Genomic DNA, 13,204 nt, shown 5'->3' with positions numbered 1-13,204 from the left:
AATTCGAAGCAAGTCGCTCAACGTATTCCCTAATTAGCTTTACGCGACCAGGCATGGGGACCGCAAGGACACCAATTGCATCCTCCCAGGTCGTTCCCCGCAATACGACTTCCCCACTGGTTGACATCATCACAAACTCAGGTTTCCCCGCCCCCGATCCAAGCATTCCGCCAGCCGCACCACTCCCCATAATGTCCCAGTCTTCCATCAATTCAACCTTAGCCCATCGAAGAATGGATGCCGATTCATCATCGGCAAGGTCGACCCCCAGTAGGAATTCTCTGTCCGGCCCACCAAACAGGCCACTCTCACTAGCCAAGCCAAACCAACTAGAATTTGCATTACTGACTACATCTGCATCGCTGGCGTCAAGAATAATGTCGCGCCGACCGTCACTACGCCCGCAACTCACAGCGATCCAAGCAGCCCTGACAGGTAGCGTCGCCGGCGTCTCATAGATGCCCCGAAACCGGATCCCAGCCTGCACCAACACTTCCGACAGCTTCTGGTCATTCACAAAGAGCCTCCGAGCCAATACCCTGCCAGTCAAACATTACACCAGCGCAGCATAGCAGGCGGGCTCCGGATATCACTCCGGAGCCCGTCGCCGCTTTACTGAAAACTATGGACGCGGGAAGTACGGCTTGATCTTGGTGTAATCGTGATTGTCAACCCAGCCCATATCACCGTGCTTGTTGACCAGGATGCGGTATCTGTTACCGCCACCTGGGATGTCATAGATGGTTGCGCCGCCCCATTTCCTGGCTATAGCAGGTGGCGTATTGGGGCGCACGGTGAATGTATCGACGTCACCCTGGGGTGTGAGTCGCGGGGGGCGTCCATTATTGACGATGTCATCGACGCCGTCATGGACAATGTTGGGAACGTCGCCAGGTCCGCAGGTGCCACGCTTGCCCGCATTATGCACCAAGACGGGCGTGGTGCCAGCGAGTACATAGTACGTGTGGAGGTTTTCGACGGAGAGGTTGTACACCGTCGCTTCGACCGCAGTCCAACGCTTGATGGATTCTACCTGGACGTAACTCCCCTCTCTCGCTACCTGAAGCCAGCTGCCTTCCTGAAGATCGGTGGCTTCGACCCATTCACCGAGCTCCGGGACCCAGAAGGGGTGTCCGTCGGTCGCCATGACGGATGCTGTAGCTGCACCGTGGTCACCATCGATGTCGATGGTGATCTTCACCATCTTCTTGGTTCCATGCCCCTTGATCTCAGCCGTGACTTCTTCGAGTCGCGACTCGCCGGTTTCGGGATCAGTAGCTACAACTCGATCCCCCCTCCGTACGTCTTCGATCTTCTTTACTGTCCCGTCTGCCATCAGAACGAGAGTGTCAGGCGTGAAGCTGTTACCGGGGCAAACCTCTGCACGAAGTTTCGCCTTGCGCTCCTTGATGGACTCGATAACTCTGCTAAGCCCAGGGCCAGCCGCTACGCCGCGTCCTCCTCCCAGCGCCCACTCTGGCGCTTCCTGCAGGATGGGAGTCACGTAGACGTCGTACAGGTACCCCATCTGTGCGTCGGTGCAGGTACCGAGATCGGAGCAGACTTCCATCCCCAGGGCGGCTATCTGGTCACGTGGGAGCTTGTCGTCCCCGGTTTCCTTCTTCCACTGGGCAGTCCGCTTGGGGAGTTCCGCGTTAAACGTAGCGAAGAATCCATCAGGAGCTTCTTCGTCGTCTTCGACGGGGAGGTAGATTCCTGAGTCTCCGAGCTGGCCGGCGCCGCTGCCACCCGACCCCCCAGAGCCGTTGCTATTCGTACCGGCGTTGGTGCCGCGAGGCACTCCGGTTCCTTCGCCCGTCTTCTTGCCAGGCCGTTCGGTGTGGCCCGTACCGTCGTCGGTGCCGAGTCCGGTGGGGTCGGAGAAGGTGATGGGGTTCTGCGCGGCGTAGCTGTAGCCGTTGAGGGTCTGAGGCTTGTCGATTTCGAAGAGCGGGTCGGCGCTGATGAATTGGCCGAGGCTCGTGTCGTAGTCGCGGGCGCCTATGTGGGTGAGGCCAGTGGTGGAGTCGATGTCGCCATCGACAAACCCCTTCTGGCCGGGCCAGAAGGCCGGTGCCGCTCCCCTCTGTCCGCCGTAGGGGAGAGTCCTGCGGCGGTTGAAGGTGAGGGTGGCGGCGCTGAAGGAGAGGGTGTTGGTGTTGTGGTGGTCGGCAACGAGGAGGCGAACCTTACCGTCGTTGCTGGTGCGGATGGCGGAGCCGCCGGGGACGTTGTAGTACCGGGTGCCGCCGGCCATCTTTGCCGGAGTGGTGCCGACCTTTCGGGTGAGGGCGAGTTCCTGGCCACCAGGCAGGTAGAGCGTGGTGGTGGTCGGGTCTCGCTTCACGATCCGAGTTCCCTCGGCGTCGTACAGGAACGACGTCGTGTTACTCGAGATCGTGGAGGTAGCGAGCCTGCCCTCTTCGTTCCAGGTCAGGTCCTGGACCGGTCCGGCGTTAGCGGGGGCCTTCTTGATGAGGTTGCCGGTGTCGTCGTAGGTGTAGGTGTCTGTTCCCGTTACGCCGCCTGTGGCAGTGACGGTGCGAACACCGTGGGCCTGGGCGGCACCAGCGGTGGGGGGGTAGGCGTAGGTGCGAGTGGTGTTGGCCGTGATCGTGCCGGCCTTGTGGAGTGTCTCCGTGGCTCGCTGGCCGGTGTCGGTGAAGGTCCAGCTGGTCCAATACGGTTCGACGGTACCCAGGTTCGGGGTGCCAGTGCCGTTAACGGGCTTGGTGGCGCAGGCATCGCCCGTGGTCCAGGCTTCAGTGATGCGCCGAGCCCAGTCGTAGGCGAAGCACTGCTGGTCCAGGGAGGCGCCGTCGTCCTGGGCGTCACGGATGGACGTGATATTGCCGGCCGGGTCGTAGCTGTAGGTGATGCTGGATGGGGTGGCGGGGCCCGCCGCCTCGCGGTCGACCTTGGATGTGATCAGGCGCCGGGTAGACGCCTCGTAGGTGTTCGTCTGGGTGACCAGCTTGCCGAGGTTGCCGAGCTGGGCTTGGGCGAGCTCTCCGAACGGGGTGTAGCCGGCGCCGCGGAGGTAGACCTGGCTGAGAGTGCCGTCGACAAGACCGAGCATGTCCTGCGCGCCGTAATGGCTGGTGACGGTCTCAGCAGGAAGGTGCACGGTGGCGTTGGTGTTGGTGGTGCTGTAGGCAGCGGTCGCCGGCAGGCCGCTGACCGGAGAGGATGTGGTGGCGACTGTGTAGGTTCCCGCAAGCAGTTCCTCTCCTGCCACCGACGGGACGGTCACCGTGGTGCCCGTGGGCTGCCCGGTGGCGTCGTAACCTCTGACCGCGGTCTTGTACTCGGCGTTGGCGGAGATGGAAGAGTCATAGCGAGTCGACGTGGCTGGCAGCCCAAGACCGCCGGGCATGTCATAGGTCCACTCGGCGAGCTTGGTGCCGGTGATCTTGCCGACGCGCAGGCCGGTCTTGCGGCCGAGCTCGTCGTAGGTGTTGAAGAGGACGTTGCGGGCGTCCGTCACGGTGTCTACGCGGCCGAGCTGGTCGTAGTGGGTGTTGGTGGCACCCTTGTCCGGGTCGGTTGTGTCGGTCAGGCGGCCGCGCAGGTCGTAGGCGTAGGTCCAGGTGTTGCGCTTGGACGTGTCCGTGACGGCGGCGAGCAGGCCAGCCTTGTCATAGGTGCGGGTGGTCTTCTCGTACTGCGTTGCCGCGGCGTTGATGAGGGGATTGCGGTCCTTGTACTGGCGCTCCTCGACCGTACGGCCGCGCACATCGTTGAGAGTGAGAGCGGCAGTGCCGCCGGCAGGCGGGACGCTGGCCGTCCAGAAGTCACCGTAGGCGGTGCTGGTTCGCCACTTCTCCACATTCAGGGAGAGCTGAATGCTGGCGATCACACGACCCCGACCGTCGTACTCATCGCGCACGGCCTGCGGGATCTGGTTGGGCGTGACGACCAGCATCGCGTTCGAGACTGCGCTGCTGTTGTAGAACGGCGCGTTGGCGAGGTAGGCGCGGCCATGGTTGTCGTAGAAGGTGTCGCTGACGACTCGGCCAGTGGTGCCGATGGCGTCCCATTGCGTCTGGCGCGCGCGCAGGAGCGAATCGTAGAAGGTGGTGCTGGTGCCCCACGTCCCGTTCTCATACAGCTTCTTCGTGGTGACAGTGGAAGGGATGCTGCTGGAGAGGTTGTAGGTGATGGTGGCGTTGGGCTGTTCCGTGGTGGCGCGTCCTGTGCTCCAGCCCTTGGTCAGTCGACCTAGGGCGTCGTATTCGCTGCTGGACGTACGGTTGTTGGCATCCTTGACCGTCAGCTTGAGACCACGCATGCCGTCAAAGGTGGTCCTGACAACGTGGTTCTTGACGTTGGTCGTCGAGACAGTCGTCGGCTGTGCACCGTTGGCCGGAGCATAGGTAGTCGTGACCGGCTGGTCGTCCTGTCCCTTGAGGGTGACGACGCGTCCGTACTCGTCGTGACCGGCCTGGACGACTGTGTCCCAATCCGGGTTGCCGTCGGGCTTGTATCCGGAGAGTTGCTCTGTCTTGGTGGGATTGGCCTTGCCAGTCTGGGGCGCCGCGCCTAGCACCTGGTTGTCGTAGTAGGTACGCGCGTGCCCGGTCACCTGGTCAGGCGTGGCGAGGCAGTTTGTGTTGCTGGTGGTGACGGTCTCACTGGGGTATGCGATGAGCCAGTTTGTCGTGTCAGGCGTTGCGTAGGTGTTGACGGTGCAGCGTGTTTCGACCGTACCGGCCCCGTCGTCGGTCTCCTTCAGGAAGAGCCCGTAAGTCGAGTCGAAGGTGCGGCTGGTGGTGAGGGTGCGCCAGGTGCCGTCGTCGAGGAGGGTGCTGGCCTTCTCTGTTGCGGTGCCGCCCAGGTGCGCGGTTTTTGGCTGAAGTGTCGGGGCAGTGTCGTCCGGCCTGTCGGGGTCTGTGATGCCCTTGACCGTCTGGGTGGCAGTGCCGTCGGACTCCCACGGAGTGTAGGTGGTCCTACTGACGATCTTGCCGCCCGTACCGTCCTTGTCGTAGGTGGCATCGGAAGCCACGCGGCCCGCGAAGTCTTCGCGGTCGGCGAGGCCGTTGATCGCCCAACCGGGCCGGGGGCTGCCGTCGGCGAGGGTGTCGCCTGCCATGCCGAGGTAGTACGTCTTCTCGGTCTTCACCCGGTTGGTGGCGCCGCTATAGGCACGAACGGTTCCGTAGCCGCGGAAGTCATTCCAGGTGCGATGCTTGTCGAGAGTGAACTCGTCATTGTCGCGACGCCAGTTCGGGCCGTTGGCGTACTCGTAGCTGGTGACGTTCGACTCGGAGCCGCTGCCGCCGGTGGTGTCGTTCTCGTCGATCCGGGTGACGAGGTACTTGTGGAACCAGTCCTTGACCGGGTCGACGTAGCCGTCCGGGGTCCACCAAGACGGGTAGCAGCGTTTGGTGTTGGTGTCCGGGGCCGCAGGCAGAGCGGTCGAAGTGCATTCGGCGGGGCTGTATGTGACCAGGGTCTGACCGCCGGTCTCATTGGTGACGCTGGTGATGCGCTTGCGGTTCAGGGCAGGCCGGCCCTCGGCGGCATCGACCCGGTTCGCCATCAGCTCGCCGCCGAAGACGGTGGGGTTCAGCGTGATGTCAGTGAGGGATCCGGCCTTGGCGGTGCGCTGGACCGTGTCCAGCCACAGCGACGGCGTGGAGGTGTCACCGGTCGCGGGGAAGGACTGCGTCAAGGCCCAGGTGTCGACTGGCTGCAGGGTAGTGCCGACGAGAGAGAAGGTGTTGATGCTCGTCAGCCGCTGCTTGGACCAGAACGACGGCGCGCCCTGGAGGCATTCGGTCCCAGGGGTGCAGTTCAGATCGACGGGCGTGTCGGGCCAGTTGGTGGCATGCGCCTTGTCGAAGGTGCAGTCCGTTGCGGTGCAGCGCGGGGCGGTGGTGAAGGTGACGCGACCGGCGGGGTTGGTGGTGCTGTAGACGGCGCCGGCGCGCAGACCGTAGTCGATGCGGTTGAGATAGCCGCCGCGGGTGTAGGACTTGGGGTCGTCGATCTTGCTGTTCTGTGCGTAGAAGCCCTGCTCCTTGGTGTAGTAGAGGGCCATGGCGTTGTCGTGCGGGTCGACGACGTAGTCAAGGTTCCAGCGCCAGCCCTGTTGCTCGGCAGAGGACGCGTAGTCGTCCGCGTGGCCCTGCTCACCGGTGTGGTTGCCGTAGACAGGCACGGTGTAGACGGAGTTCGTCTCGGCCTCTCCACTGGACCAACCCGGGAGACGGTTCTTGCCGAACCAGTACTGGGTCCCGTCGGTTGTGGTCACCTTCCAGTACTCGGAGTCCTCGTCGCCCGAGTTGTTCGGCTCGCTGTCGTAGACGCGTTCGACGCGGGAGCCGTCGTCACCTTCGAGCTTCCAGGTGCTCTTGGCGGCATCCCAGACGAGCTCGTTGGAGGCGCCGTTGAGGGAGAGGGTGGCGTTCTCCGACTTCCAACACAGATCACCGGTGTTGGCAGTGTTGTTGCCGCCCTGCTTGTCGTTCTCGCAGGAGGCGTAGCGGCGCTCGATGAAGCCGGGCGAGTACTCCCAGCCCTCGCCAATCCAGGACGGCTGATTGTTCGTCGATGCGGTGCGTCCGTCGATCGCGGACGAGTTGTAGGCCAGGGCGATCTTCGGGACGAGTCCTCCGGGTGCGGTGGGAACGCCGATCGGCACGCTCCAGCCGAAGCCGCCCGAGTTCCCGCCGGCCGACCAGGAGCCGGAGGTGGCCAGTGAGGTCGCCTCGTAGGATCCCTCACTGCCGCTGATGCCTGCAGTGGCGGCCAGGATCGTGGCCCCAGAGGTGTTCACCGCGAGCGAAGACAGCGCGGTCGGCGTCTTGGCCGCTGCTCCGATCGCCGGCGCCTGAGGGGTCGGGGGACCCGTCGTCGTCAGCGTGGAGCTCAGGGTGTGGTTCTTGGTGTCGTTCTCAGTTGCCAGCGGCGTCTGCTTGCGGCACTCCGGCTTCTCAGGCGTCGTGAGTGCGCACGCCGGGAGCGTCACCAGGCGCAGACGGGAAGACCATCCCGCCGCGTACGCGCCGCGGACAGCCGTGTAGTCGATCTCTACGTTGAGCTTGTTCGATGAGGCGGTCGCCGGTGCGAAGGCGCGGAGCGACATCAGCACGCCTTCGACTCCCGCCTTCCGGGCGGTGACTCGATCCTTGACCGCGAGCTCTACTCGGTCGGAGCCGGCAGCAGCCTTCCTCGCGTGTGAGGCGGCGCGCCCGAGGCGGACCGGCAGTCCGCCGACCGTCACATGGCTCTGCTCTCCGGTTTCAACGGTGAACTGCTGCGTGGCGGGGGTGGGCCAGGTGACCGGTGGCACCTGCCAGGGTGGGTCCGCTTTGGGTCTTCTCTTCAGCCCGGTGGGGATGTAGTCGGTGCCGTTGACCGACTTCGTCTTGGGCGCAGGCGGAGGGCTTGGCACTACGGCCTGGGCAGCCCACGCAGGTGCGGAGAGAAGAGAAACGCTCAAGGCTACGGAGAGAACCCCGACCGCCCCGGTTTGCACTTGCTTCGCCGCTCGCCTTTTCGGCCACCCATAAAAAGGCATGGCGAAGGCATGGCGGAACAACATATGAATTCCCACCCCGTTAGAACACGAAAAATACAGATGATCACCCTCATCCAACACCGCAGCCTGCGCACATGGCAAGCACAAGTGTGAAGCCTGATTCCGGATGAACGCCTGCCACACCTCCAATCCAAGACGACCCTCGACAAGGGTGACCAACCCTCCAACCAGGCATTTTGTGCGCCATCGAGGGTCAAAAGCCGCATCTCTCAGGGCGCGCCACAACAGAGTGAGCTGCTCCAGTTGTAAAGACCGCCCTTCCATCCGCAGCTCTCTCCGCGCCCGACGGAAAGGGATCCCGATGCATCGCGGCATCCGCACCCGAGATAGAGTCCGGCGCCAGGAGAGACAGGATTGCTTTCTTACCCGTAAAGAGAGCTACGCCCTCCGGAAAGGCATCACAGAACATGAGCACCACCAGATCCTCCAGACGCGGCCGCAGGTCGATCGCTCTGGCAATAGCCGCCTCAATGGCGCTGCCCGTATCAGCAGCCGCGGCCCTGCCCGAGACCTCCGCAACCTTGAGCACCGCCAGCGGAGCCGCAGCGCCGGAAGCCGAGTTCGAGAAGACAGCCTTCGCTACGGCCGCACGGACGGGCCAGCGCGTGGAGATCATCGAGCGTCGCGAGGAGACGGCCGAGTTCTTCGCCAACCCCGACGGCACCACCACCCGCCGCTCCTACGCCACTCCGAAGTGGACACGGTTCGAGGGCCAGTGGCGTCAGGCCGATACGACGCTCGTCAAGAAGTCCGACGGATCGGTCACGCCAACTGCCCCGGTGTTCTCCATCGCTTTCTCGGGCGGCGGCTCCCAGCCGCTGGCCACGATGGTCAAGGAGGGCAAGAAGCTCGCCCTGTCCTGGCCAGGCACTCTGCCCGAACCAGTAATAAACGGTGATACCGCAACGTACCGCTCCGTGCTTCCCGGGGTCGATCTGAAGCTCATAGCCGAAGTCGACGGATTCGCCCAGCACCTGGTTGTCAACACCCCCGAAGCTGCCGCTAACCCGGCCCTCCGCAGCATCGAACTCGGCGTCCAGACGGACGGAGTCACCCTCGCCGAGACCGCCGACCACCAGCTCCTGGCGAAGGATGAGGCTGGCGAGATTGTCTTCAGCGCGCCCGCACCCAAGATGTGGGAGCAGCCGGCGGCTGCGCCCGAGGGGCAGCAGACAGCCGCGGCCGGTATGTCGACGATGATGACTTCTGTTGAGGCCTCGGAGTCCGAGTCTCTCGACAGTGCCCCCGTTGCTGCGGATGTGAGCGGTGACACGCTTACTCTGACCCCGGACGCGGGTCTCCTCGCCACGGCTGACCAGTTCCCGCTGGTCATCGACCCGCCCTTCAGCGGTGGGTACCGTGAGAAGTGGGCGGTGGTGTACTCGGCCACGCCCGATGGCGCCTACCCCGATGGGGCGGGCTGGAACTCCTCCACCCCCGCCGACGAGCCGCGGATCGGGTTCAACGGTGATGGCAACACTCGTTCCTTCTTCGCCATGAACACCAACGGGCTCGAGGGTGCGACCATCCTCGACTCCAGGTTCGCGGTGATCCAGACGCACTCCTGGGCCTGCGATGCCAGCACGACAGGCCCGGTAGAGCTGTGGTCGGCTGGAGGAATCGGCACCACCCCGACCTGGCGCACCCAGGTTTGGGGCAGCAGGCTCGCGTCCAACTCTTTCCCCGGCTTCAACGCGACGTACTGCCCCCAGAACGAACCCGGGCACGACTTCACCGGCACCGCCCTTAAGGAGTACGTCCAGCAGGCAGCCGACAACAGCTGGGGCACCCTCGTCCTGGGCCTGCGCGTCCCGGACAGCTACCTCGGCAACGTGAACAGCTTCAAGCGATTCCGCAACAACCCGGTCCTTGAAGTCGACTACAACTACAAGCCCCAGGTGAAGGCTTCGGCTGCCTACGAAGGCTCCTGGGTCCCCTCGGGTGATGGCAACAAGCCTGTCCCCTGCGGCACCGCCATCGGCAACAGTGGCATCGCGCTCACCGCTAAAGTCATCGACCCCGACGGCGGCAAGGTCAAGGCCGTCTTCTCCGTCAAGAACTCCAGTGGGACGGCCGTCTCCTTCGCCCCGAAGATGAACTACCAATGGGTGACGAGCGGCCAGTGGGCATCCGCGACCATGCCCGCCAAGCTGACCGACGGCACGTACACCTGGAGCGTGTACGCGGACGATGACGAGGGCCCTACGAGCGCCTCGTCTGCTTCCTGCTCCTTCACCGTCGACAGCAAGGGCCCTAGCGGGCCCGTGACCGTCCTCAACACCGACGGCAGCGCCGTCGACGAAGACGGCACAACCACGAACCCCGACGGCAGCCGTCGGCCCAAGGACCTGTACCCGGCCCGCAAGCCTGTCACGCTCCGCCTCACCCACCCCACAGCCGATGTGGTCGGATACTGCTGGTCCGACCACTACGTATCCGTCGACAATGGGCTTTGTTCCAACGGAACGTGGGTGAACGCCGGCACTGACGCTAAGAACACCGCCACTGTCACCTTCACCCCCGCGACCTCCCCATACAGCACCATCTACGCCGTGGCCTACGACGCCGCCGACAACCACTCCCCGATCGACGGCGGTAAGGAAGCGGTGCAGCTCTCCACCACCAAGTCCGAGATGGTCTACGAGCCCGGCATCACCCCCTACACGACAGGCACCTATCCCCACGACCGTCGTGGAGACCTCAACGGAGACGGATACGCCGACTTCGTCGCCACCGACACCGACGGCAAACTGTCGCTCTACGCGGGCAACGGAACTCTCGGAACCCCTGCGGCAGGGAAGATCGTCGGCACCGGCGGGTGGAGCGGATCGCTCATCGCCCACGGTGGTGACCTTCAGAACCTCCTCAGTCCCACCGGAGGGCCGGACGGCTACGAGGACTTTCTCGTGCGTCTCTACGTCAAGGATGACGACGGCAAGTACAGGTACAAGCTCTTTCTGTACCCGGGCAACGGAATGGGCTCTCCCTGGGTCTACTCCCGCCAGGAGATCACCCACTCGGCTCAGGAAGACTGGCTCGGCCTGCGCCAGATCGTGATGCCCGGCAACATCGACGGCAAGCCTGGGAACGACCTCATCACCGTCGAATGCATCTGGGACGACCCCAAGGCACGCACGAGCTGTGTCAACGCCGAACTCCGGCTCTACAGCGGCAGGGCCGCCGCCGATGGCGGCCAGGACCAGACCGCGCCCTTCAGTGCGACGTCGACCGTCCTGGGCACCGGTGGGTGGAGGGACTTCACCAACCTTGCCGTAGATGACATCAACGGTGACGGTGTCGGCGACCTCGTCGGTCGTGAGCCCGCCACGGGCAAGCTGTGGCTCTACCCGGGTAAGCTCACCGGCGGCTGCCCCGCTTGCACCCTCTCCTTCCCCTTCGCGGACAGGAAGGAATACGGCAGCGGCGGCTGGACCCAGCGCCCCTACCTCACCTCACCGGGCAATATCCAGGGAACCGTCAAGGCAGTCACGTTCGACGACGAGGGCACACCTTCGGTGTTCAAGCAGTTCGAACCCACGGCCAATGAGAGCTACGGCGACATCTGGGCCACGACACCTGCCGACCCCGACACGCCCGTCGAATACATGGACACGTCGGGCAACTTGACCAGCAGGCTGTGCCCGACCGGCTGCCTGCTCACCTACCCCGGCGGCTCGACGCGGCACGGAACACCACGTCTCGCCGGCACCAGCGGCTGGGCCACCACTATCACCGGCATCTTTTAACCATCCCTGGTCAACCAATAGCCCCATCAAGGCGGGCCGCTCCCGAAATGGGCGCGGCCCGCCCTGCCTCTCTCTGGCGCGACCTCCAACTCAGTTGCCGACACATGGGCCTTGCGCTGCCAGAATCCCCTTCCACACGTCACTACACGCAGAAGGATCCATGAACCGAGCAGCACGCCGCATAGCAGCCGCCAGCGCCACCACCGGTCTCCTCACCGTGGCGACAGTCGCGAACTCCGGCACGGCCGCAGCCGACGCCAACGTCCTGCGACTGTCCGCGCACGACCAGATCGCGGCTCCCGGTACCGCGCCCCGCCTCGCGCCTCAGGTGGAGTCCGGCACCCCCGACGGCAAGACCGTGATCGCCTTCTCCACCAAGCCGCTGACCGGACCGGCCGGAGACGGAGCGGGAGTCCCGAAGGGATTCACCGCGCAGGCCAACGGCTGCACGGAGGCCGCCGGTCTCGTCGCCGTCTATGTGTGTGGTCCCTCTGGGCTGCGCCCCGGCTTCGTCGTACCTGCGGACGCGTCGGACACCGCGGTCCACTGGGGCTTCGCCTACGTTCCCAGGGGCGGCGACCTGGCCGCTGGCATCGAGGCAGCTCGCACCGCCGGTGCCACGCCGGCCGACGCCACTCACGGCAGCGCGAAGGTCGTGGTCAGGACCGCAGCACACGCCGCCCTGAACACTGTCCTCTTCGACCTGCCCGATGTCCCTTCCGGCGGAAAGGTCCGCCAGCAGCTCCGTGTCCACGCCGTCGACGCCGGGAGGGTGACCCTCTCCTTCAGGCTCACCGAAGGCCAGCTCTGGAATCGGCCCGGGAAGATCCCCCTGGGCAACGTCACCACCGACTCCGGGGCGTCCTGCTCGTACCGTGCGGATCAGCTCATCGTCGACGCGATGAACCTGGACTGCCGCGTCGAACCTGGTGAGCACACGATCAGCTACGAGCTGACGGCATCCGTGCAACAGAAGGCCGTGCGGCTGCAGGCCCAGTCGCGCTACAACATCTACGACTTCCCGACCATGTCCAGTGACGTCGTGCAGTCGAGCGCGCCGTTCGCGGCACTCGGCAGCAAGGTTCTCCCCCGGCACGGCCTCCTGGCACGTGACGCATCCGGCAAGCTGTGGCAGTACTACGGCACAGGCACCGCCTCCACCCCTTTCAACAGCCGAACCGAGATCGGCGCCGGGTGGCAGACGTACGCCACGATCACATCCCTGTCCCCCTATAAGCAGGGTCTCTACTACCGGGCCGACGTGAAGCCGTCCGCCGTCACCCGTGGTCTCGGCGACGTCGTCGCCCGCGACGCGTCCGGCACCCTCTGGTACTACGACCGCCAGCTCGTCGACCAGGCGCCCTACGCACCCCGCGTCAAGGTAGGCGGCGGCTGGAACGCCTACGACCGGATCGCCGGCTCCGGGGACCTCGACCGGGACGGGTTCGTGGACCTGCTCGCCCGGGACATGGCTGGCGTGCTCTGGCTCTACAAGGGCACCGGAAGCTTCACCAGCGCGCGGTTCAAGACGCGGGTGAAGATAGGCGGCGGCTGGGGCGGCTACAACCACCTCGCCGGTGGCTCCGACCTCACCGGTGATGGCCGGGCCGATCTGCTCGCGCGGGACCGGGCCGGGGTGCTGTGGCTGTACCGGGGCACCGGCAACGGCACAGCACCGTACGCCACGCGGGTGCGGGTCGGCGGCGGCTGGGGCGTCTACGACCAACTCGTCGTCGCAGGAGACCTCACCGATGACGGCAAGGCGGACGGGGTGGCCTGCGACCGGGCCGGGGTGCTGTGGCTGTACCGGGGCACCGGCAGCGCCGCCAAGCCGTTCAGCACCCGAACCCGGATCGGCGGCGGCTGGAGCACGTACGACCTGCTGCTCTGAGGTACCCCTCCGTCTCCG

The 13,204-nt window shown here is 64.9% G+C and carries 3 protein-coding genes; 2 read left to right on the top strand and 1 reads right to left on the bottom strand.

The features are described 5' to 3' along the window. Positions 1 to 622: 622 nt before the first annotated feature. Positions 623 to 7,300 (bottom strand): polymorphic toxin-type HINT domain-containing protein, encoded by a 6,678-nt coding sequence (locus tag ACFV2S_RS25020; RefSeq protein ID WP_385563164.1) that lies wholly within the window; start codon positions 7,298 to 7,300, stop codon positions 623 to 625. Positions 7,301 to 7,956: 656 nt separating this feature from the next. Between ACFV2S_RS25020 and ACFV2S_RS25015 the strand changes: the two genes are divergently transcribed. Together ACFV2S_RS25015 and ACFV2S_RS25010 are read left to right on the top strand one after the other, a co-directional pair. Continuing rightward, a complete protein-coding gene (locus tag ACFV2S_RS25015; protein ID WP_385563161.1) occupies positions 7,957 to 11,295 on the top strand; it encodes a hypothetical protein in 3,339 nt (1,112 codons plus the stop codon). A 160-nt stretch (positions 11,296 to 11,455) separates the two neighbouring features. Beyond that, complete coding sequence (locus ACFV2S_RS25010) at positions 11,456 to 13,186, top strand: FG-GAP repeat domain-containing protein (RefSeq protein ID WP_385563158.1); 1,731 nt, start codon at positions 11,456 to 11,458, stop codon at positions 13,184 to 13,186. Positions 13,187 to 13,204: the final 18 nt, after the last annotated feature.

The organism is Streptomyces sp. NPDC059695 (genome assembly GCF_042733785.1).
In the GTDB taxonomy this organism is placed as follows: Bacteria; Actinomycetota; Actinomycetes; order Streptomycetales; family Streptomycetaceae; genus Streptomyces.
The sequence above is the reverse complement of the archived record's forward strand: the minus strand, read 5'-3'. Positions and strand labels throughout refer to the sequence as shown.

Bases quoted from the DNA above. Each gene is read 5' to 3' on its own strand.
- ACFV2S_RS25015 (WP_385563161.1), top strand. From the start codon at position 7,957: ATGAGCACCACCAGATCCTCCAGACGCGGCCGCAGGTCGATCGCTCTG.
- ACFV2S_RS25010 (WP_385563158.1), top strand. From the start codon at position 11,456: ATGAACCGAGCAGCACGCCGCATAGCAGCCGCCAGCGCCACCACCGGT.